The organism is Streptomyces sp. NPDC006733 (assembly GCF_040636125.1).
In the GTDB taxonomy this organism is placed as follows: Bacteria; Actinomycetota; Actinomycetes; order Streptomycetales; family Streptomycetaceae; genus Actinacidiphila.
The window spans coordinates 63,149-83,134 of sequence record NZ_JBEYJD010000013.1; the positions used below are offsets into that span (position 1 = coordinate 63,149).

Here is a 19,986-nt window from a genome sequence, read left to right on the forward strand (position 1 = left end):
GGTTGATTTCCTGTCGTGTGAAGTGACGGTGGGTCAGCGGTGGTGGTCAGTGGTCACAGCGGCAGGGCGCGTAAAGCGGTGCCCAGGCCGACTGCGAGGATGAGCAGAGCGGTGCCGAGTGGGGTCACGCGCGCGCCCCACGCCGCGAACCGGCCGACGGCTCCGCCGTTCAGGGCCGGGATCCGGTCGCGCAGTTTGAGCAGGAACAGCCCGGCTGCGGCCAGGGTGGCGGCCATGCCCAGGCCGTAGCAGACGACGAGGGCGATGCCGAAGACGGTCCTGCCCAGGGCGATGGAGCCCAGCAGGACGATCAGCGCGGAAGGGCTGGGAACCAGCCCGCCGGCGATACCGATGCCGATCAGGCCGCCCTTCCGGGCGCCGGCCGCCGGCTTGCCGTGGTGGTGATGGCCGAACAGGCCGTGGCTGTGGCTGTGGACGTCATGGCTGTGGACGTCGTGGCCGTGGACGTCGTGGCCGTGGACGTCGTGGCCGTGGACGTCGTGGCCGTGCGGGTGACCGTGGTGGTGGTCGTGCGCATCGTGACGATGGTTGTGCTCGTGCGCGTCGTGGCTGTGGACGGCGGTCTCGTGTCGGGTCACCCCCTGCGCGACGGCCGTGCCCCCGACCGAGACGAGTTCGACGGCGGCCGGTACGTCGTGCGTGTGCGGATGGGTGTGTCCGTGATGGCTGTGCGTGTGCTCGTGCGGCACGGAATCCGCGCCCCGGCGGGCCCGCAGCGTGCGGAGGGCGGCCGGCAGGAGCCAGAGGCCCGCGGCGACGATGACCAGGCCGGCGACGGTGCCGAGCCAGGCGAGTGCCACCTCCCCGACGAGCGCGGACGACACGCTCAACGCGGTCCCCAGGACCAGGACGGACGCGGTGTGGGTGAGGGTGACGGTCGACGCGACCGTCACCGCGTCGCGCGGCCTGCCCTGCCGTCCGGCGAGGTACGCGGCCATGATGGTCTTGCCGTGTCCCGGCAGCGCGGCGTGCCCGGCGCCCAGGACGAGCGCCAGCAGCACGGCCAACAGGCCGACGGGGAAGGTGAGTTGTTCGCGGTCGGTCAGGGAGCCGAGCTTCGCGTCGAGCGTGGCGTACCAGCTCCCGAACCAGTTGCTCCCCGGCGCGCCGGGAACGGCGGCCCCCGGGCCCGATCCCAGGGACACGTGCGCCTGCCGGGCGTCGGGCGGGTCGGACAGCAGGTCGGCGGGGTACTTCCGCAGCTCGTTCGAGAGGGAGGTCGCCGGTACGTCGGAGGTGCCGATGCGCACCCCGTCGCCCCTCGCGGTGATCTCGTGCCAGCCGATCCGCGCCGGGTCCGCACCCGTGGAGAACTCGACGCCCCCGACCGTTCCGAGGTCCGCCGGGGCCGTCAGCCGGCACTCCAGGCGGCCACTGTCCAGACCCGCCTGTCCGGGTAAGAGCCGGTAGTCGGCCGAGCGCACCTGGAAGCGCAACTGGGCCGCGCGCGCCACGCTCTCGCCCCGCGGGCCGGCCGTGGCCCTGATGCCGTCGGCGAGCGTGGCACAGGCCGTCCGGGCGTGGGCGGCGGCCTCGGCGGGGCCGACCACTCCGTCGTGGTCGGTGTCCAGGCCGGGCTTGGCCTGGAGGGTGGGGATCTCGGCGGTGTCCACGACGGCGAGGTCGTCGACGCGGTCCGGGTGCAGGGTCAGCCCGTCGTAGCGGTTGACGGTGAAGTTGCCGAGCGGGTGGGCGGACGCGGTGGGCGCGGCCAGGCAGAGCAGGACCGGGATGCCGATCAGGAGCAGTGCGGCACGGTGTGTGCGAGGGCGTGGGCGCGTGAGGATGCGGTTCATTGGTGTCCTTGGAGGCGGGCGAGGCGCGCTTGGGCGTCGGGGGCGTGCAGCGGTGAGAAGGCGGGGTTGGCGGCCAGGGCGGCCGTCAGGTCGGTGCGTGCGGCCTGGTCGTTGCCGAGCGCCTGCTCGATGACGCCGCGGTGGTAGGACACGGTGGCGTCGCGCCAGCCGAGCCGGCCCGCCTCCCGCGCCAGCGGCAGCGCCTGCTGGTCGCGGCCGGCGCGGTGCAGGGCCCAGCCCAGGGCGTCGGCGACCTGCACAGCGTGGCGGCGGCCCCACTCGGCGGTGAGCAGGGTGACGGCGAGCTGCGGGTCACCGTGGTCGGCCTGGTACTGGCCCAGGTTCAGGTCGTCCACGACCCCGTTGGCGGTGAACAGCTTCTGCTCGGCCTCCAGCACCGCGTACTGCGCCTTCGCCTCGGTAGTTCGGCCCAAGGACTCCAGCAGTTCCCCGAGTTCGAGCACGTACTGCGGTTGCGGAACCCGCGCGATGGCCGCCTGGTAATCGGTGACGGCCTGCGCGGTGCGGCCCAACGCGGCCTCCGCGCGGGCGACCCCGGCCAGCGCCGGGGTGTAGGAGGCATCCAGCGCCAACGCTTTGCGGTAGTGCTCCAACGCCTGCGGGATCTTGCCGGTGTTAAAAGCGAGCTCACCGAGGTAGTGCTGACAGAACGCCTGGTCGGCGGGGCTGGAGGCATCCTCCAGGGCGCGCTGGAGGGCTTGCGTGGCCTCATCGGTCCGGCCCTGCAGTTCCAGGGTGTAGGAGGCGCGGGTGAACGACGCGGTCGACGGGTGCAGGTCCAGCATCCGCTGCACGGCCGCCTGCGCGCCGGTGTCGTCCCCGAGTTGGGTCAGCGCGTCGGCCAGCGCCCCGTAGGCCGCCCACGCGTACGGATTGCTCTGGATCGCCTGCTCGGCCCAGGTGCGGGCCTGGGCGAACTGGTGGCGGGCGTTGGCCAGCCCGGCCATGCCGGTCTGCGCGGCCGTGTTGGCGTCCGGCCGCACCTTCAACGAGCGCCGCAGGGCCGTTTCGGCCTTCGGGTACAGCGTGGGGTCGACGGTCAGCCGCGCCTGCTCCACGTACGCGGAACCCAACTGCGCCCACGAGTCCGCGTCGGCCGGCTGCCGGCGCAGGTGGTCCTGGAGCTTGCTGATGAGCGTGGCGGCCGTGGGCGAGGTGCGAGCGCCGGCGATTCTGGTGGGAGCGGAGCCGGAGGTGTCGGAGCGGTGTTCCAGCGCCGCGAAACCGGTCAGGCCGGCACACAGTACGGCGGCGGTGGCGAACAGGGCGAGGCGGCGCATGGACGGGTTCCCTCTCTGGGTGACGGTGAGGCCGGTGCGGGCCGGAGGCATTGACCCGCACCGGCCGGTTCTGGGCTAACCGGCTTGGTTGACCGAGCCGGTGTAGGGCAGGGCGACGTACGGGAACGTGGTCCCGAACGGGGTGCCCGGCCCGTCGACGCCGTCACCTGCGGCCAGCGCCTTGATCAGGTGACCGGGAGTGGCCCCTTCGAGTGCTTGGAGCTCGATGTCGAGGACGTCGTCAGCCATGCGGCGTCCGTTGGGGAAGCCCTGGAAGTCACCGCCCAGCACACCGAGACGGTCCGGGTCGGCGGTCACCGGTGTCGACATGTTCAGCCGCAGTTCCTCCGCGGGAACGAACCACTTCTTGTTGATGTCGAGGTTCAGCAGCTGCGAGTTGAGGTCGACGGCCAGCGGGCCCTTGGTCTCCTTCGCGATCCCCGTCAGGAAGATCTCCTGCAGGTCCTTGCGCGGGGTGGCCGGCGCCGGAATGCCGTAGATGCTCTTGATGAGCTGCGGCACCTCGGGGTCGAGTACCCTCGCGACGACCTTCGGCTGCTTGCGGTCCTCGGACGGCGGCAGCGCGTTGAACGCGTCCTTCAGCCCGGCGGGCACCACAACCTCGTTCACCAGCGGGTTGCCCAGGCGGGAGACCTGCACGTACTTGCCCGTGGGGGTCTGCTTGCCGGGGCTGAGCTGCAGGGTGCGCCGCTCGGTGGTGCTCCACACACCGATCACCGGGTTGCGCTGCGCGTCGCCCTTGAAGGCCAGCACGGACTTGGGCACCTGGATGGAGACCGTGTTGACGTTGTAGCCCTTGACGGTGTCCTGTCCGGTCTCGGAGAGGTCACCGCCGTAGAGCAGGTCGAAGACCCGCAGGTCCAGGAAGAACGGGTCGGCGGCCTGCGTGACGACCGTCTGGCCGCCACCCGGCAGCTGCTGCGTGGCCTGGTCGCGGAGCCTGCCGTAGTTCGGTATCGACGCCTTGCCGACGTTGGACGGTGCGGCGATGCCGTCCGCGACCAGCGTGACCGGCTTCTTGCCCGGACGGAGCTCCTGCAGGGTGTAGTGCTGGCGGAACAGCAGCGTCTTGTCGTTCAGGTTGTTCACGACGCCGTTGTTGTAGAGGAACGTCTTCCCGCCCCGCCGGTCCTCGTCGCGGAACGTCCACCGGTAGGTCAGGTCTGGCTTGCCGGTGCCCTGGCTGTCGATGTTGATGTCGTAGTGCGCGTCAGTGGACCACGGGTAGAAGTTGGGTCCGCCGTTCGGCTCCTGGAACGGGATCCAGTTGGCCGTCAGCGTCACGGTGTCGGGCTTGTCCGGGCTGGTGAACGCGTACACGTCGGTGTTGTCCAGCTGCGGGTCGGCCGCGATCAACGGCGCTTCCCGGTGGCTGGACGCCTGTCCGACGCCGGCTCCGGGGCCGGCGAGGGCGGCACCGGCGACGGCCGAACCGAGCGCCAGCATCATGGCCGCGGACTTCCACCGACCGATTACGGAGTGGGTTTTTCTTGAGATCATCGATGGTCTTTTCTCTGCGGATGAGGGTGATGTCGCGGAGGGCCAAGCCCTCCGAACCCTCTTCGCATCCGCACGACCACCGGATTGCCACCACTGCCACGCCACCCCGGCAGGCCGATGTTTCCAGCCACCCGCACATCACCGGGTCCCCGCATACATGCACGGCTGAACCCGATCCTCCGCCCTCGCCGACGCAACACCAGAACGTCGAAACCTCAGTGAGGTTCTCGCTTCCCGCCGCGGTCCTGACAGGTCTCCGCGCGGCGGCGCGGGGAAAGTGGCTGAATCCGTACGCGGGCGGGCGGCCGGCGCACGGTGAATCCCTCGTGGCGGAGGGTTTCCCTCCGCGGCGGGCCGCTCCGCGGTCGGTCTCTTCGCGGGGCCGCTCCGCGGAGGGTCGCTACGGGGTGGGACGGCTCTCAGGCGGCGCGGCTGAGTCCGGTGCGGCCGAACAGGAGCCCGTAGCCGGCGGGGAGCCCGTCGATGATCCGGTCGACGAGGTCGGGGCCGGCGAGGCGGGCGACCGTGAGGAGCACGGCGCCGGTGTCCCAGCGGGCGGTGGCCGGCGTTCCGCCGGTGCGGGCGGCGACGTCCTGGACGAAGTCCCAGCTGGTGCGGGGCCGGACGCCGGGGCGCCGGGCGGTGAGGGTGCGGGCGGCCTCGACGGGCAGGCGGGCGGCCAGCTCCATCCGCTCAGCGTCGGCCAGCTGCGGGCCGAGGGCTTCCAGAACGGCGTACAGGGCCTGCGCGGCCCGCTCGCGGGTGGGGTACGCGCCGTCGTACCTGATCCTCTCCAGCATCGGGACGAACGCCATGCCCACGGCGGTCGGGTGCGGTGCGGGGGTCACTTCACAGCGGGGGGACATCGAGGCGATTCCTTTCGAGCTGCGCATACTGGCGACCACGGCGGAGAGGGCCAGGTCATCCCTCGCCTGACCCCTTCGGAGCGAAGCAAACCCGGGATCGGCGAAAAGATCGCATTCCAGCCTCGGTCACGGGGTCCCGGCCCGGGGTCCGGAGCGCCGGGTGGACACGTGCGGACAGCAGTGGACAGTCACCGTCCCCGCCGGATCTGGAATGTGGACAGCGCCCGCCACGAGTCTGTGCGGCATGAACCTCCGACACGCACCGGCGGAACGGACGGACCGCTCGCCCCGCCCGGCGGCCGTACTCGCGGCCCTCGCGGCGGCCCAGTTCACCGTCATGCTCGCCACGTCGACCGTGAACGTGGCGCTGCCGCAGATCCGCGCCGCAGTGGGCCTGTCGGACGGCGGCACCACCTGGGTCGTCAACGCCTACGGGCTGGCGTTCGGAGCGCTGCTCCTGGCCGGCGGGCGCGCGGCCGACCTGCTCGGGCGCCACCGGGTGCTGATGGCCGGCCTCGCACTGTTCGCCGCCTCCTCGCTGGCGGCCGGCCTCGCCACCTCCCCGAGCGTGCTGATCGCCACCCGCGCCGCCCAGGGCCTCAGCGCCGCCGCCATCGCCCCGGCCGCGCTGGCCCTGACCGTGGACCGGTCCAGGTACCCGCCTGCCTCGACAACGCCCGTCCGGTGAGCACGTTCGCGCAGCTCACCCGGTTGCGGACGGAACTCGCCCGGGTGTCCCCGCACCTCGGCGGCGCCGTGCGCTCCTACCAGGCCCTGACGGGGTGCCTGGGCTGGCCCGTCGCGGCCGCGCCGGTCCAGGCGGGCGCCCCGGTCAACGGCGCACCGCCCGCCCTGGTCCTGCAGTCCACCCACCAGGCCCTCGCCCCCTACCGCGCGGGCGCGGCGATGGCCGCCCAGCTTCCCGGCAGCGTCGTCCTGGGCCGCGAGGGCGACGACTACAGCATGTTCCTGGCCTCCCCGTGCGTCCAGAAGGCCACCAACCACTACCTGACCACGCGCGAACTCCCCGCACCGGCCACGGTCTGCACCGACTGACCGCCCATCGCCCAGCACCTGGTGCCGCCCCTGCCCGGACTCCCCGGCGCGGGGGCGGCATGTCCGGCTCTCAGACGCCGACGGAGCTGGCGGTGCCCAGCGGCCAGGCCTCGATGTCGCGGTAGTGGATCGGCCCGCTGCTGCGGCCGGCGTTGCTGCCGACCAGGTGCAGCCGCTCAGCGGCCCACGGTTCGCCGGCGAACCCGGCGATCTGGGCGGCGATCTCCGCGATCGACCCCTGATCGCCCCGGCGGGCCCGGGCCAGCGTCAGATGGGGCCGCAGGGGCCGCTCCTCCAGCGGGACGCCACAACTCCTGACGACGCCGCGCACCTCGGCGGCGAGCCGGTGCAGCGCGTCGAGGTCCCCGTCGATCCCGGTCCACAGCACCCGGTCGTCGAAGTTCCCGCTCCCCCGCAGCGCCAGCCGCGGAGCCCGGTGCCCCGCGGCGAGCCCGCCGAGCGGCCGCCGCAACAGCGGCACCGTCCCGACCGGCAGCTCCCCGAGGAACGCCAGGGTGATGTGCCAGTCCTCGATACGGTTCCACCGCATGTCAGGGTGCGTGTCGTACGCGGGACGCAGTTCCCGGGCCAGCTCTTCCTTCGCGCGGTCGGGCGGAGCGAGCGCGATGAACACGCGGACGGTCGCAGGCCGGATCTCTTCGTTCACACCGGCCTTAGTACCGCACCCGACCCCGAAACGCGACGTCCGCCGACCCTGCCGTGAGGTAGGTCGTCGGTGGTGAGCCGAGCCCGGCGACCGCAGCTGCTGTCGCTGTCGCGGACTCCGCTGGATCAGCCGTGGCACTTCAACCGGACGAGGAAGGCCTCCGCAGGAAGGCCTTCGATGTAGCCGTCGATGTCCGCCGCATACTGGGCGCCCTGCTCCTTGTGGGGGCAGAGCGCGGGGTCGCAGGCGCCGTGTACGGGGCGGTCGCGGTCCTCGATCCACCAGCCGTCGAGAGTGAGCAGGTCGTGGAAGCTCTTCGCCCGGTAGCTCACACTCTGCACGAACTCCGCTCGGTCCCCCGCGAACACCGTTTCAGGATCGTCGACGATCAACGCGTTCCTGAACTGTTCCGGCACCCCCTGGATCGACAGGACCTCGAACGCACCCATCAGCGGCTGCGCCCGGTAGTCGTCATGTGCCTGTTGCCCGGGGTAGGCCTCCGGATCGGCGAGATGCCGCCGGTGGAAGGCCGAGTGCGGTCGCACCGGCGGATACTCGGGGGCGAGGCGGTGCCACAGGTCCCAGGTGGCATGCGCCAGCGACACCGCGGTCGCCCGGGGGCCGTCGAAGTCCAGCAGGCCTCGGGGACCGCCCGCGCACATCCCCGGCAGGCTCGGTTGGGGCTCCCCGGTATGCAGCGGTGCGTCATGGATCAACCGCGGATCGTCCTCGAAGCCCGGACCGGCCGAGAACCCGCTCCCGTCGCTCCCGCCACGGATGGTCCAGCGGTCCCACATGCCACGGTCGACGAACTCGCCGTACATCTCGAACGGCGCCAGAGCTTCCCCGATTGCTGCCTCGAGATCGCCCCGCACGTCCGGAGGCAGGCATACCGTCACTCTGATGTGCGCCACTGTCCGCTCCCACACTCCCCGTGACGCCTACACGTCACCACAACTCAGTCCTGCGGACAACTGCTCGCTCGGGCCGGGCGACGGGTCCGCCGACGGTACGCGGCTCCGTGCGGCCGCCTGGTCCGCCCGCGGCCGGAACAAGGCGGCGAGGGCAGGATTCGAACCTACGTCCACCCGGGGTCAGAGCCGGGCGCTCCTCCACAGAGCTTCCTCGCCGCCGTGTTGATCATTGCCAGGGTCGACGTGCCCGTCAATCGATTTCCTCGCCCGCCCCGTACCGCCGACCACGGCCATTCCCCCGGCTACAGCCACTCCTTCGCTGCCGCGTTCTTGCCCTTGCCCGAAAAGATCCCCGCCGACCTGAGGGCACCGGCCATGAGAGGGTCGGCGACGGGAACCCCGTGCACGAGCTCGGGTGTCCGGCGGAAGGCGACGGCCTCAGCCACCGGCCGAGGGGCGGTCCAGGCACCGGCGACGGGGTCCACGCGGTGCCGGGCGCAGACCGCTTCGACCAGAGAGCGCGGGCACTGCTCCTGCCCGCGGAGCACCTCCCAGGGCAGCGGCAGCTCGGCCCAGACAGAGGTGTCCGGGTGCAGTCCACCACCGCTCATTCGGTGCCAGTACGCCACGTCGGCTGCCATCAACCGTGGAACCTTGCCCGGACAGATGCGATCCAGGATCTTCTCCTGGCCCAGTTCGGTGAGGAGCGCGAACCAGTGGGCTCGCGCCGCGTTCCACGCCTGTGCGGCCTGGTTCCACGTCGACGAATCGTCACCGCGGCGCACGATCATCGTGTTCCGCTCCAGGGGGTGCCGATTCCAGGCGTCCTCCAACTGGTCCGCGACCTGGCGGAGGAAGCCGTTCCACCGGACCAGGAGGCGAGTGAGGTTCTCGTCGGATACCTCGGCCAGTACTTCGGCCGTGGGATGGACATGCGCGACGGCGTACCAGCAGGTCCGCTCGGGGTACGCGCGCAGGCGTCGGAGGAGGGCCTCCGCGATCTCGTCGTAGACCTGGCGCTGCTTGCCGTTGGTGAAGACGCTGCGCATGTAACCCCGCGCCGTGACGTACGCGATGAAGGCCGCCGTGTCGGGGTCCGCGGCGAAGACGTCGTACGGCAGCGCGTGCGCGAGTGCTCCCTTGCCCGTCATGGTCACTTCGCGGCGCCGCTGCTCGTGGAGGATCCGCGCGAGTTTGCCCTCCATCCGGCGGAGGAGCCGGAAGCGCTTGTTGTACTGCCGCTTGGAGATGTCGCCGACACCGGCCGCCGTACGCTCGGCGCGGTCAAGGCGATCCATCCCGAAGTCGATCTGCCCGTACGCGCGGCCTATGGACTCACCGGCACGCCGGATCACCGCCTCAATCCGGGCCGGATCGTCACCGGCGCTGTCGGGAAGTGCGGGCACGTCCGCGAACAGCACCGCTGCACGCGCGAGCTGCCGCTGCGCTCCGACAGGGCGCGCGAAGTCCTCCCGCATGGAGGTGTAGCCGTGCCAGACGTTGCGCAGCGAGTGCTCGGCGGCCTTCGCAAGCGCCGTCCCGGTGGCCGTGTCCAGGTCGGTGCCCTGAGCCGCATAGAGGTCCTGGATGAGCCCGGCGATGTCCTCCGGCCGCTTGCGCAGTGCGAGCGAGGCGTGCAGTTCACGCAGGAGCGGTTCGGTTGCGGGCGACGACATGAGCGCCACCCTGCCATCACACGGACCGGGACCCAACTGGATTTCCGCAGGCTGCGGCCATCCCTCAGGATGCGCCAAGGCTTCGCAGCGAACGGCGGCCGAGCGCCCGGCCTGCGGGGCCGGGCGCTCGGGTCGGGCGCTCGGGTCGGGCGCTCGGGTCGGGCGCTCGCGCCGGGGTCAGCGGTAGAGGCGGAGGTCTGCCAGGGTCCACCAGTTGGCGGCGGTGGCGGTCTGGGTGATGCGCAGGTAGCGGGCCGTTGTGGGGTGGGGCGGGGTGATCGTGGTGAGTTGGCCGGTGCCGGTGCCCGTGGCTGCCGTCCGCCAGTGGGTGCCGTCGTCGCTGACACCGAGCTGCCATCCCCGGGCGTGGTCGCCGGGGCTGTCGCCGCTGTCGACGGCCACGCCGCGGAAGGTGGTGCGGCGGCCGAGGTCGAGCTGTACGTACTGGCCGGGGGCCTGTGCCGTGCCGCTGCTCCAGCGGGTCGTGCCGTCGGCGTCCGCGACGAGCGCCGGGTCGCCCTGGCCGGCCGGCGACGCGGTCGCCGTGGCGCCGGTCAGCGGGATCTCGCGCAGGCGGCTGTCGAGGTGCGCGGACGCCGGCCAGGTGAAGGTGGCCAGCGCGCCGCCGGGCAGCGTGTAGTCCAGGGACTTGTCGCCGACGGCCACGGAGAACGAGCGCGGGTCGTCGTTCTCGTTGTGCACGACGAGCGCGGTGGAGCCGTCGGGGTTGCGGAACGCGACGTCGGTGATCCGGCCGTTCCACCCGGTGGTGCCGTAGTTGGTGCTGCCGATGCGGACGGCGCCGGGCTTCACGAACTTCGAGAGGTGGCCGATGGTGGAATACTCGGCGTTCGTGGTCACGGTGTGGTCCGGGTTGACGGTCAGCAGCGCCGTGCACGTGTCGCAGCCGCCGTTGTGCGGGCCGCCGGCCGGGTCGAGCGCGAGGTTCCAGTCGGCGACGGACTTGGCCCAGTTGCGGGTGGTGCCGATGGTGATGGTGCGCGCGTGCCAGGTGAGCGTTCCGCGGAAGATCTGGGCCGGGGTGTCGGTGGCGCCGTGCGATCCGGAGCACTCGGTGAACCAGATGCCCTTGTCCGGGCGGGCGTTGTGCAGCGCGGTCTGCGCGCTCGGGTCGCCGGAGTAGCAGTGGTAGGCCGTGCCCGCGATCCACCGCGCGGCCGGGCTGTCCAGGACGTCGTACGGGTAGCGGGGCTGCGGGTCCTCGCCGAGCTCTTCCGCGGTGGCGATGTCGTCGGGGTGCGTCGTCCAGTTGTGGTCGTAGGCGAGGATCCTGGTGCGGGGGCTGGCGCGGCGCAGCAGCGGGCCGAGCGCCTCGATGACCCTGGCCTCCTGCTCGACGGGCAGGTCGGTGCCGGGGTAGGCGTGGGGCTTGCGGTTCTGCGGCTCGTTCTGCACGGTCAGGTAGTCGACCGGGACCCCCGCGGCCGTGTAGGCCTGGACGAACTTCACCAGGTAGCGGGCGTACGCCTGGTACACGGCCGGATCGTCCTTGAGGTGGCCCCCGACGAGGGAGCCGGAGTCCTTCATCCAGGCCGGCGGGCTCCATGGGGAGGCCATCACGGTCAGCTGCGGGTTGAGCTGCTTCGCCCGGCGCAGCAGGGGCAGGATCTGCTGCTGGTCGTGCGCGATGGTGAAGTGCCGCAGGGGGAAGTCCGTCTGCCCCGCGGGCACGTCGTCGTAGGTGTAGTGGGCGGACGCGGCGGTGAAGTCGGAGGAGCCGACGGGCTGGCGCACGAAGCTGACGCCGATGCCCCGCACCGGGTCGAAGAGCTGCCGCATGGCCGCGTCCCGCTCGGCAGCGGGCAGTTGCGCCAGCACGGCGGCGGTCGAGTCGGTGAGCGCGCCGCCGAACCCGTCGACGCTCTGGAAGCGCTGCCGCGGGTCGACGGTGATGGTGGTCAGATCGGAGCCGCCGTCGTGGAAGGCGACGGGCGCCTGCGGGCGCAGTCGCTGCGCGCCGTCGGCGGTGGTCAGCCACACCTGCGCCTGCGCGGCCGCGGGACGGGCGGGAGCGCGGGAGTCCGGGGAGGCGGTGGCGGGCAGGCCGGCGAGGCACAGTGCGGCGGCCGTGACGGCCGATACGCCGAGAGCGCGTCTCAAGAGGTTCTCCTCCGTGTGAAACACAATGAAACAACAGGGAACCGCGGCGCCCCATAGCGAAGTCGCAACCTGTGCGCCTGTCAAGGCTCCGAGCGCAGAATGGGCGACGGGCAGTACGCTGCGGGAATGAAACAGAACGATGTAACACCGCGCAGGTCAGGGAGCCCCCGGGCCACCGTGCGGGACATCGCCGCCGAGGCCGGGGTGTCGATCGCGACGGTGTCGCGCGTGATGAGCGGGCAGGACAACGTCGCCGACGACACCCGGCGGCGGGTGCGTGCGGCGGCCGACCGGTTGGGGGCCGCGCCCCCGGTGCGGCCCGGCAGCGCGAACGGTGCCGTGTACGTGCGGTGCCCGTACGTCCTGACCGACTACTTCGGGGTGATCGTCTCGTCCGTCGCGGAGACGCTGGACCTGCACGGCCGGCGGCTGGTGCTCAGCGCGGGCGACGCCGCCCGGGACGTCCAGGTGCTCGCGGGGCTGCCGGACGACCCGGCCATCGCCGGCGCGCTGCTGATCGTCCCTCCGGAACCGGCGCGCGAGCTGGAGGCGCTGCGGGAGCAGAACTTCCCCTTCGTGGTCGTCGATCCGCGCACTCCGCTCCGTGGTGACATCGCCTCGGTCTCGGCGGCCAACCTCACCGGCGCCCGCAGCGTCAGCGCGCACCTGGTCGAGTTGGGTCATCGGCGGATCGGCGTGATCGGCGGACCGGACTACTGGCTCGCCGCCCGCTCCCGCGTCGCCGGCCACAACTCGGCGCTCGCCGACGCCGGGGTGCTGCCCTCCCCCGAACTGCTGCGCAGCATCGAGCCGACCGCCGACTGGGGTCACGCGGCCGCGTGCGAGCTGCTGGACCTCCGCGAGCGGCCGACGGCCCTGGTGGCGTTCAACGACAAGGCGGCGGTCGGGGCGCTGCGGGCGGCGTACGAGCGCGGGCTGCGCGTTCCCGAGGATCTGTCGATCACCGGCTTCGACGACATCGACCTGAGCCGCAGCACGCTGCCCCGGCTGACGACGGTCCGTCAGCCGCTGGAGGAGATGGGCCGGATGGCCGCGTCCTTGCTGATGCGCCTGCTGGAGCGGCACACCGTGGACACCCTCCACGTGGAGCTGGCGACCCAACTCGTGGTGCGGGAATCGACCGGGCCGGCGCCCGGGGCCTGACGGACGGCCGCGCCGTCCGGAACCGGCGTCCCGCCCCTTGACGCGCTCGAAGCGCGGTGCGCGATCTCGCCGAGGTGTCGGCGCGGGCGGCCGACGGGGACGCCACTGCGGCCGAGGTGCTGGCCCACGGTGCCACGGCGCTCGGACAGGTCGTCGGCGGGCTGGTCAACATGCTCGACCCGCAGATCGTGCTCGTCGGCGGCGGCGTCAGCAACTGCGGCCCGGCCTGGTGGGAACCGCTGCGCGCCGCCTACCGGGGCGAACTGCTCCCACCCCTGCGGGGCGTCCCGCTGGAGCGGGCGCCGCTGGGCTTCCGACGCCGCGCTGCTCGGCGCGGCCCGGCTCGCCTGGGCGGTGGCCGGACGGTGAACCAGCTCCTCGAAGCGCTGCGCGGACGCCTGGTGGTCTCCTGCCAGGCCTACCCCGGCGAGCCCCTGCACGACCCCGGCACGATGCGGCGGATGGCCCTGGCGGTGCTGGACGGCGGCGCGGCCGGTGTCCGCGCGCAGGGGATCGACGACCTGCGGGCCATCCGTGCCGCCACCGACGCACCGCTGATCGGGCTGTGGAAGGACGGCGACAGCGGCGTTCTGATCACCCCGACCGCAGCGCACGCCGTCGCCGTCGCGGAGACCGGCGCCGACATCGTCGCCCTGGACGCCACCGACCGCCCGCGCCCCGACGGCCGGCCCGTGGCCGAGTCCATCGCGGCGGTGCACCGGCTCGGACGGCTCGTGATGGCGGACATCTCCACCGCCGAGGAGGCGATCCGCGCGGTGGAGCTCGGCGCGGACCTCGTCGGCACCACCCTGTCCGGCTACACGGCGGGCTCCCGGCGGACCCCGGGCCCGGACCTGGACCTGGTCCGGCAGCTGGCCCCCCTGCTGCCGGTGCCGGTGCTCGCCGAGGGCCGCGTCCACACGCCGGATCACGCCGCCCGGGCCCTGGCCGCGGGTGCCCACGCGGTCGTCGTCGGCACGGCGATCACCCATCCCACCACGCTCACCCGGTGGTTCGACCAGGCGCTTCACCCGGAATCCGGGAATCCGCAGGCTACTCGGGGGTAGGCACCGGGCGGCTCTTGCTATACAGTCCGTCAACAAGAATTCTTGTTACCGCTGGTAATGGCAGCGGCGGAAGAGAGACCCTTCCCGGACTCGACTGGAGGATCCCCAGCATGGCGATCGACGTCTCGCGGCCGGAGAGCTCGAATCGACCCCCTGCGGAGGACGTGGCACGGCGGCTGCTCGACTCGTCCGCGCAGCTCTCGTACGACCCGCTCATCGAGGTCGACTGGGAGACCCCGCTGGACCCGGACTTCCACGGCGCCAGCCCGGAGTGGAGCACGCTCTACGGGACGGCGTACTGGAAGGAGCTCACCGAGGCGCAGCGCAAGGCGCTGACGCGCCAGGAGGCCGCGTCGGTGGCGAGCACCGGCATCTGGTTCGAGATGATCCTGCAGCAGATGGTGCTGCGGGACATCTACACCAAGGACCCGCTCAGCGACAGCTTCCAGTGGGCGCTGACCGAGGTCGCCGACGAGTGCCGGCACTCGATCATGTTCGCCCGCGGCGCGAAGAAGCTCGGGGCGCCGGCCTACCGCCCGCGCCGGGCGGCGGTTGAACTCGGCCGGTTCTTCAAGACCGTCGCGTTCGGCGAGGCCGCCTACGCGGCGATCCTCGTCGCCGAGGAGGTCCTCGACGTCATGCAGCGCGACTGGATGCGGGACGAGCGGGTCGTGCCGTTCGTCCGCACGATCAACAACATCCATGTCGTCGAGGAGTCGCGGCACATGAAGTTCGCCCGCGAGGAGACGCGCAAGCACCTCGCCGGCGCCGGGCGCGTGCGCCGCCACATCCACTCCGTCCTGATCGCCGTCGCGGCCTACGTCATCGTCAGCAGCATGGTGAACCGGAAGGTCTACGCGAACGCCGGGCTGGACGAGGAGCGCGGCATCCGCGAGGCGAAGGCCAACGAGCACCACAAGTCGATGATGCGCTCGAGCTGCGCCGGCCTCATGGAGTTCCTGACGTCGGTGGGCCTGCTCACCAAGCCCGCGCTGTTCTTCTACAAGCGCGCCAACCTCATCTGACGACACCCGAACTGACGACACCACAGCCGAGCGGACGACATGGCCTTCGCGATCACCCAGACCTGTTGCAACGACGCCACGTGCGTGTCCGTCTGCCCGGTCAACTGCATCCACCCCACGCCCGAGGAGCGGGCCTTCGGCAGCACGGAGATGCTGTACATCGACCCGAAGAGCTGCATCGACTGCGGCGCGTGCACCGACGCCTGCCCGGTGGACGCGATCTTCCCGGTCGACAGCCTGGCCGCCGGGCAGCGGGAGTACGCCGCCATCAACGCGGCCTACTTCGAGCGCGCCGAGGGCGAGGGACCGGAGGAGGCGCCGGAGGCCGGGGGCCTCGGACCGAACTTCCACGCCTGGGGCGAGCCGACCTTCGGACGCGTCCTGCCGTCGGACTTCGGTCCGCTGCGGGTCGCGATCGTCGGTACGGGACCGGCCGGGATGTACGCGGCCGAGGACCTGCTGCTGCACACCCGGGCCGACGTCACGCTCATCGACCGGCTCCCGGTCGCCGGCGGCCTCGTCCGCCACGGCGTCGCCCCCGACCACCCGGCGACCAAGAAGGTCGGCGACACCTTCGCCCGCTTCCTCAGCCACCCGCGCGTGCGGCTGCACCTCGGCGTCGACGTGGGCGGCAACGTCACAGCCGAGGAACTCGCCGCGCACCACGACGCGGTGATCTACGCCGTGGGCGCCGCCTCGGACCGGCGGCTCGGCATCCCCGGTGAGGACCGGACCGGTAGCGTCTCCGCGACCACCGTCGTCGCCTGGTACAACGCGCACCCGGAGGTGGCGCCGGACGCCGTCGACCTGTCGGCCGAGCGGGTCGTCGTGGTCGGCAACGGCAACGTCGCCCTCGACGTCGCCCGCATCCTGGTCTCCGACCCGGAGACGCTGGCCGGCACCGGGATCGCGCCCCACGCGCTGGCGGAGCTGCGCCGCAGCAAGGTGCGCGAGGTGGTGCTGCTCGGGCGCGGTGATCCGGAGCGCGCGGCCTACACCCGCTCCGAACTGCTCGCCCTCAAGCACCTCCCCGGGGTGGACCTGCTCATCGACGACCACGACCCGCGCATCGGGTCCGTGATCGACGCCGCCGGGCCGTGGGACAAGGCGGCGGTCCTCCAGGGGGTGGCGCGGGAGGCCGTCGACTGGGCCGTGTCACCGGGCGCGGCAGGACGCCGGCGCATCGTCTTCCGCTTCCTCTCCCTGCCCCTGGAGGTGCGCGGGCAGGACGCCGTCCGCGCCGTGCGCGCCACCGCCGGGACCGCGGAGGTGGAGATCCCGGCCGGCATGCTGCTGCGGGCGATCGGCTACCGCGGAGTGCCCGTCGCCGGGCTGCCGTTCGACGAGGCGACCGGGACCGTCCCGCACGAGCACGGCCGGGTGGCCGGCCGGGCCGGCACGTACGTGGTCGGCTGGATCAAGCGCGGGCCCTCGGGCGGCATCGGCGCCAACCGCGCCTGTGCGGCCGAGACGGTCGGCACCCTGCTGGCCGACGCGGTCGCGGGCGCCCTGCCCGCGCCCGCCGGCAACCCGAAGGCGTTCCACCGCCTCGCCCGCCGGCGGCGCCGCGGCTGACACCCGTGGCAGCCGATACCGGCCGCCACGGGCACCGGCCCGCGGCTACGGCGCCGTGCGCGGACCGTGCGACTCCCGCTCCCACAGGGCCTGGCAGAGCAGGTCCAGGCCCTGGCGCAGGTGGCGGCGGTAGGTGCCGTACGGGAGGCCGAGGCGGCGGGCGGCGGCCTCCTGGGTGGGCGCGCCCGAGAAGTAGCCCGCCGCCAGGGCCTCGCGGGCCCGCACCCCGCGCGGGTCCGGGGCGAGGTCGTCGACCTCCTGGCGCAGCAGGGTGCGCAACTCCCCCGCGGGATCGTCGGAGTCGGCGGCCAGGCGGGCGCGCACCAGCGCGCAGGCGGCGAAGGCGGCCGGGTCGCGCCAGTGCGCGAGCGCTTCGCGCACGGCCTGGTCGAACGCGGTGCGCGTGCCGTGCGCCGGTCCGGACAGCGCCGCCGCGTCGGGCTCGTCGGGTGCCGAGATGAAGCGGCCGAGCCAGGCCTCCACGGGCACCTGGCGCCAGTCGACGCCGAACACCCCGTACGTGTGCGCGCCGACGCGCGGTCGGGCACCGGTGTCGACGAGGGTCCCCTTGACGCGTTCCGCCCAGGTGTCGGCGTCGCGCCAGACGGCGAAGCCGTAGGCGCGGCCGCGGGCGCGGGCGGCCTCGGCCTGGGCGCGCGAACTGCTCAGGTCGATGACGCGCGAGGGCACCTGGTACCGCTCGGGGTAGATCGTGAAACGGCTGACGCCGATGTGGTCGCCGGGGCCCACCGGACCCGCGGCCTCGGTGTACGCCCACGCCGCCGCGATCACCGGGTCGGTCGCCAGGTCCTCGGGGTCGGGAGGGGCGGGCAGCGCGAGCCGGGCCGTGAAGGCCACGATCCGGCCCGTCGCCACCAGGCGGTAGACGCTGAACGCCTGCGGCTGGCGCCGGGCCCAGTAGCGGACCAGCTCCGCGGAGGCCGGCCCCTCCGTCTCCGTGGCCATGCCCAGCAGGATGTCGAGATCGTCCGGGTGCAGCGGACGGTCGTGCACCTCGTCCTCGCGGGACCAGCTGCGCAGCCGCGCCAGGGTCGCCACCTCGCGGAAGAGGTAGAACAGTTCGTCGGTGACGGTCCAGACCCTTTCCTCGGGCGCCTCGCGCAGCAGGCGCATGTACTCCTCCGCCAGCCGCCTGCGCACCGAGACGAAGGCGTTGGGCGCCCGCCAGCGCAGGTCCGCGGCGAGGGTCTCGCGGGCGGCGTCGTGCGGGTGCAGCCCGCGGTGGGTGGCCTCCATGAACGGCAGTTCCCGCAGCCAGCCGAAGAGCAGATGGGCGTCCTCGTCCGGCAGCACCGCCGACAGCAGCTCCTCGGAGGTCGAGTGCGCCTGTGCCACCACCTCCAGGGCGCGGCGGTGCGCCGCCGACGGCACCTCGCCGATCAGCCCCACCAGCAGGGTGCGCAGGACGTCGGCCGACGGCGCCCAGACGTCCTCGCCGCTCCAGCCCGACGAACCGCGCGCCGCCGCGAGGGACAGCGCCAGCGGGTTGCCGCCGGCGAAGCGGAGCACCATGTCCCGCAGTTCCGGCCGGATCCGCGCCGCGACCAGCAGGCTCCTGGCCTGCTCCGGCGAGAACGGCTCCAGCTCGGCCACGTGCAGGAGGCCCGTCCAGGCGGGGTCGGCGCTCCACTGCGGTTGCGGCGCGAGCCGGCCGCCCAGCACGACGAGGGCGCCGTCCGCGGCGCGCGGCAGGAAGTGGTGCCACAGCCGGCTCTCCAGCCACTGGCAGTGCTCGAACGAGTCGACCAACAGGACGGTGCCGGGAGAGTCCACGAACGGGCCGGCCGCGCGCTCGAAGTCGGCCGGGTCCCGGCCGACGAAGCGGCCGTCCAGTTCGACGAGCGGGCGGCCCGCCGTGCGCGCGTGGTCCGCCAGCCGCCGCAGCAGCGTCGACTTCCCGATGCCGCCGGGACCGAACACGTAGAACGCGAACGGCGCCTGCGGATCACCGGCCAGCGCCTGCCCGAAGCGCCCGAGCTCGTCGTCCCGGCCGATGAACGCCTGCACGCGCGCGCTGCTCAGCCTCTCGCCGATGGAGACCACGACCGCTCCCCTCCCCCGGTCCCGAACCCGGTCCCGGCCCGCGCCGTCACTTGATGGATCCCAGGTTCCGGTCGTCCTCGTGCCCGCTGACCAGCAACGTGGTCTCCTCGACGCGCCGGAAGCGCCCGTCGGGGGCGAACTCGGCGAAGAGGTAGACCTCGGTGACGGAGGTGGCGCCGTCGTGCTTGGTGACGGTGACGGAGTGGCGGTCGGCGTAGCGGGCGCCGTCGCGGAGCTCGTCGTGGACCTCGATGTGCCCGTCGCGCACCACGGAGCGGAGCTTGGTCATGTGCTGGACGAAGGAGGCCCGGTCACTCCACTCGCCGTCGGTGCGCTGCCGGTAGTCGGGGGCGAAGTGCCGGTCGACGGCTTCACCGAGGTCCAGGCCCGGGGTGAACAGCAGGTCGTTGATGGCGCGGGTGATGTCGGTCGGGGTCAACGCTGTTCGCTCCCGGGAGGGGTGGTGGTCGTGGGCACGGCGGACACCGGCTCCCGGGGTCGCGAAGGACACGGGGCCGGCCGCCCAGGTAGAGGCCGGCACGAGCGGCGGGGTTCCACCCCGGGCGAGGTCCGGTGGCGGGGCCGCGGGCGTACGGGCCCGCCCGTGAGAACCGCAACATCCGGGCCGGCGGAGGATTACGGGGCCGGATCGGGGGAATTCGCAGCGGAGCGCGATGTGCTGAAGGGGATGAGATGGTGCCCGATCCGCCCGAGGCGGCCGAAGCGCCGGTGTCGGTGGAGGTCCTGTACCGGGCGGCGCACTACGAGCACGGTTCCACGGGCGACGCCCGGCGGATGGCGGACCTGTTCCTCAAGGAACTCCTGGACCTGTTCGCGCTGCCGCCCTGCGAGCGGCTCGGCTACGACATGGCGCTGGTCGTGACGGAGCTGCTCACCAACGCCCACCGCTACGCCCCCGGCCCGTGCCTGCTGGAGCTGGAGGGGCGGTCCACCCACGTCAGCGTGACGCTCTGGGACAGCAGCAGCACCCTGCCCCGCATCTTCCCGCGCGATCCCAGCCGGATCGGCGGCCACGGCATGGAGATCATCGACCGCATCTGCGACGAGGTGCACGTGGAGCGCGTACCGGTCGGCAAACGCATCCGCGCCACCCTGGCCGTGCCCCCGCCGCAAACTCCCCGGCCCTGAGGT

At 72.7% G+C, this 19,986-nt stretch carries 17 protein-coding genes, 1 tRNA gene and 1 pseudogene; 8 read left to right on the top strand and 11 right to left on the bottom strand.

What is annotated here, in order from left to right:
• Positions 1 to 53: 53 nt before the first annotated feature.
• The 4 genes from ABZ721_RS14020 to ABZ721_RS14035 all read right to left on the bottom strand — a co-directional run bounded on the left by ABZ721_RS14020 (position 54) and on the right by ABZ721_RS14035 (position 5,454).
• On the bottom strand, positions 54 to 1,817 hold the full coding sequence (locus tag ABZ721_RS14020) for a hypothetical protein (RefSeq protein WP_358788863.1): 1,764 nt from the start codon (positions 1,815 to 1,817) through the stop codon (positions 54 to 56).
• Entirely contained in the window at positions 1,814 to 3,118 is a 1,305-nt protein-coding gene (locus ABZ721_RS14025; RefSeq protein ID WP_358788864.1) for a tetratricopeptide repeat protein, read from the bottom strand. Before ABZ721_RS14025 ends, ABZ721_RS14020 begins: the two co-directional genes overlap by 4 nt.
• A gap of 75 nt (positions 3,119 to 3,193) precedes the next feature.
• The gene (locus ABZ721_RS14030; protein WP_358788865.1) at positions 3,194 to 4,588 is read right to left on the bottom strand and encodes a DUF4331 domain-containing protein; all 1,395 of its coding nucleotides are present in this window, start codon (positions 4,586 to 4,588) and stop codon (positions 3,194 to 3,196) included.
• A 470-nt stretch (positions 4,589 to 5,058) separates the two neighbouring features.
• On the bottom strand, positions 5,059 to 5,454 hold the full coding sequence (locus ABZ721_RS14035) for a DUF2267 domain-containing protein (RefSeq protein ID WP_358788948.1): 396 nt from the start codon (positions 5,452 to 5,454) through the stop codon (positions 5,059 to 5,061).
• Between the two features lie 295 nt (positions 5,455 to 5,749).
• Between ABZ721_RS14035 and ABZ721_RS14040 the strand changes: the two genes are divergently transcribed.
• Positions 5,750 to 6,193 carry an MFS transporter gene (locus tag ABZ721_RS14040; RefSeq protein WP_358788866.1) on the top strand — a complete coding sequence of 148 codons (444 nt, stop codon included), beginning with the start codon at positions 5,750 to 5,752 and terminating at the stop codon, positions 6,191 to 6,193.
• Positions 6,190 to 6,561, top strand: a complete 372-nt coding sequence (locus ABZ721_RS14045; RefSeq protein WP_358788867.1) for an alpha/beta hydrolase — start codon at positions 6,190 to 6,192, stop codon at positions 6,559 to 6,561. Before ABZ721_RS14040 ends, ABZ721_RS14045 begins: the two co-directional genes overlap by 4 nt.
• Positions 6,562 to 6,631: 70 nt before the next feature.
• On the opposite strand, the gene thpR is transcribed toward ABZ721_RS14045, so the two are convergent.
• The 5 genes from thpR to ABZ721_RS14070 all read right to left on the bottom strand — a co-directional run bounded on the left by thpR (position 6,632) and on the right by ABZ721_RS14070 (position 11,939).
• Positions 6,632 to 7,228, bottom strand: a complete 597-nt coding sequence (gene thpR, locus ABZ721_RS14050) for an RNA 2',3'-cyclic phosphodiesterase (RefSeq protein ID WP_358788868.1) — start codon at positions 7,226 to 7,228, stop codon at positions 6,632 to 6,634.
• A 125-nt stretch (positions 7,229 to 7,353) separates the two neighbouring features.
• Positions 7,354 to 8,157 carry a hypothetical protein gene (locus ABZ721_RS14055; RefSeq protein ID WP_358788869.1) on the bottom strand — a complete coding sequence of 268 codons (804 nt, stop codon included), beginning with the start codon at positions 8,155 to 8,157 and terminating at the stop codon, positions 7,354 to 7,356.
• Positions 8,158 to 8,285: 128 nt separating this feature from the next.
• Positions 8,286 to 8,358 (bottom strand) — tRNA-Gln (locus tag ABZ721_RS14060).
• A gap of 86 nt (positions 8,359 to 8,444) precedes the next feature.
• Positions 8,445 to 9,818, bottom strand: coding sequence for a hypothetical protein (locus ABZ721_RS14065; RefSeq protein ID WP_358788870.1), 1,374 nt, complete (start codon positions 9,816 to 9,818; stop codon positions 8,445 to 8,447).
• A gap of 177 nt (positions 9,819 to 9,995) precedes the next feature.
• Positions 9,996 to 11,939 carry a discoidin domain-containing protein gene (locus tag ABZ721_RS14070; RefSeq protein ID WP_358788871.1) on the bottom strand — a complete coding sequence of 648 codons (1,944 nt, stop codon included), beginning with the start codon at positions 11,937 to 11,939 and terminating at the stop codon, positions 9,996 to 9,998.
• Positions 11,940 to 12,065: 126 nt separating this feature from the next.
• Here ABZ721_RS14070 and ABZ721_RS14075 point away from each other — a divergent pair, with 126 nt between their 5' ends.
• The 5 genes and pseudogenes from ABZ721_RS14075 to ABZ721_RS14095 all read left to right on the top strand — a co-directional run bounded on the left by ABZ721_RS14075 (position 12,066) and on the right by ABZ721_RS14095 (position 16,770).
• A complete protein-coding gene (locus ABZ721_RS14075; protein ID WP_358788872.1) occupies positions 12,066 to 13,103 on the top strand; it encodes a substrate-binding domain-containing protein in 1,038 nt (345 codons plus the stop codon).
• Positions 13,104 to 13,219: 116 nt separating this feature from the next.
• A pseudogene (locus ABZ721_RS14080) lies at positions 13,220 to 13,339 on the top strand (ROK family protein); the annotation flags it as partial.
• Between the two features lie 129 nt (positions 13,340 to 13,468).
• Positions 13,469 to 14,170 (top strand): N-acetylmannosamine-6-phosphate 2-epimerase, encoded by a 702-nt coding sequence (locus tag ABZ721_RS14085; protein ID WP_358788949.1) that lies wholly within the window; start codon positions 13,469 to 13,471, stop codon positions 14,168 to 14,170.
• Positions 14,171 to 14,280: 110 nt separating this feature from the next.
• Positions 14,281 to 15,195, top strand: coding sequence for a diiron oxygenase (locus tag ABZ721_RS14090; RefSeq protein ID WP_358788873.1), 915 nt, complete (start codon positions 14,281 to 14,283; stop codon positions 15,193 to 15,195).
• A 39-nt stretch (positions 15,196 to 15,234) separates the two neighbouring features.
• Complete coding sequence (locus ABZ721_RS14095) at positions 15,235 to 16,770, top strand: FAD-dependent oxidoreductase (RefSeq protein ID WP_358788874.1); 1,536 nt, start codon at positions 15,235 to 15,237, stop codon at positions 16,768 to 16,770.
• 45 nt (positions 16,771 to 16,815) lie between these two features.
• Here ABZ721_RS14095 and ABZ721_RS14100 read toward each other — a convergent pair whose 3' ends face one another.
• Complete coding sequence (locus tag ABZ721_RS14100; protein WP_358788875.1) at positions 16,816 to 18,834, bottom strand: ATP-binding protein; 2,019 nt, start codon at positions 18,832 to 18,834, stop codon at positions 16,816 to 16,818.
• Positions 18,835 to 18,880: 46 nt separating this feature from the next.
• Positions 18,881 to 19,273 carry a nuclear transport factor 2 family protein gene (locus ABZ721_RS14105; protein WP_358788876.1) on the bottom strand — a complete coding sequence of 131 codons (393 nt, stop codon included), beginning with the start codon at positions 19,271 to 19,273 and terminating at the stop codon, positions 18,881 to 18,883.
• 254 nt (positions 19,274 to 19,527) lie between these two features.
• Between ABZ721_RS14105 and ABZ721_RS14110 the strand changes: the two genes are divergently transcribed.
• On the top strand, positions 19,528 to 19,983 hold the full coding sequence (locus ABZ721_RS14110) for an ATP-binding protein (protein ID WP_358788877.1): 456 nt from the start codon (positions 19,528 to 19,530) through the stop codon (positions 19,981 to 19,983).
• Positions 19,984 to 19,986 lie beyond the last annotated feature (3 nt).

Coding starts and splice junctions, on each gene's coding strand:
- ABZ721_RS14020 (WP_358788863.1), bottom strand. CDS start 1,817: ATGAACCGCATCCTCACGCGCCCACGCCCTCGCACACACCGTGCCGCA.
- ABZ721_RS14090 (WP_358788873.1), top strand. CDS start 14,281: ATGGCGATCGACGTCTCGCGGCCGGAGAGCTCGAATCGACCCCCTGCG.
- ABZ721_RS14110 (WP_358788877.1), top strand. CDS start 19,528: ATGGTGCCCGATCCGCCCGAGGCGGCCGAAGCGCCGGTGTCGGTGGAG.
- ABZ721_RS14095 (WP_358788874.1), top strand. CDS start 15,235: ATGGCCTTCGCGATCACCCAGACCTGTTGCAACGACGCCACGTGCGTG.
- ABZ721_RS14025 (WP_358788864.1), bottom strand. CDS start 3,118: ATGCGCCGCCTCGCCCTGTTCGCCACCGCCGCCGTACTGTGTGCCGGC.
- ABZ721_RS14075 (WP_358788872.1), top strand. CDS start 12,066: ATGAAACAGAACGATGTAACACCGCGCAGGTCAGGGAGCCCCCGGGCC.
- ABZ721_RS14040 (WP_358788866.1), top strand. CDS start 5,750: ATGAACCTCCGACACGCACCGGCGGAACGGACGGACCGCTCGCCCCGC.
- ABZ721_RS14035 (WP_358788948.1), bottom strand. CDS start 5,454: ATGGCGTTCGTCCCGATGCTGGAGAGGATCAGGTACGACGGCGCGTAC.
- ABZ721_RS14065 (WP_358788870.1), bottom strand. CDS start 9,818: ATGTCGTCGCCCGCAACCGAACCGCTCCTGCGTGAACTGCACGCCTCG.
- ABZ721_RS14030 (WP_358788865.1), bottom strand. CDS start 4,588: ATGATGCTGGCGCTCGGTTCGGCCGTCGCCGGTGCCGCCCTCGCCGGC.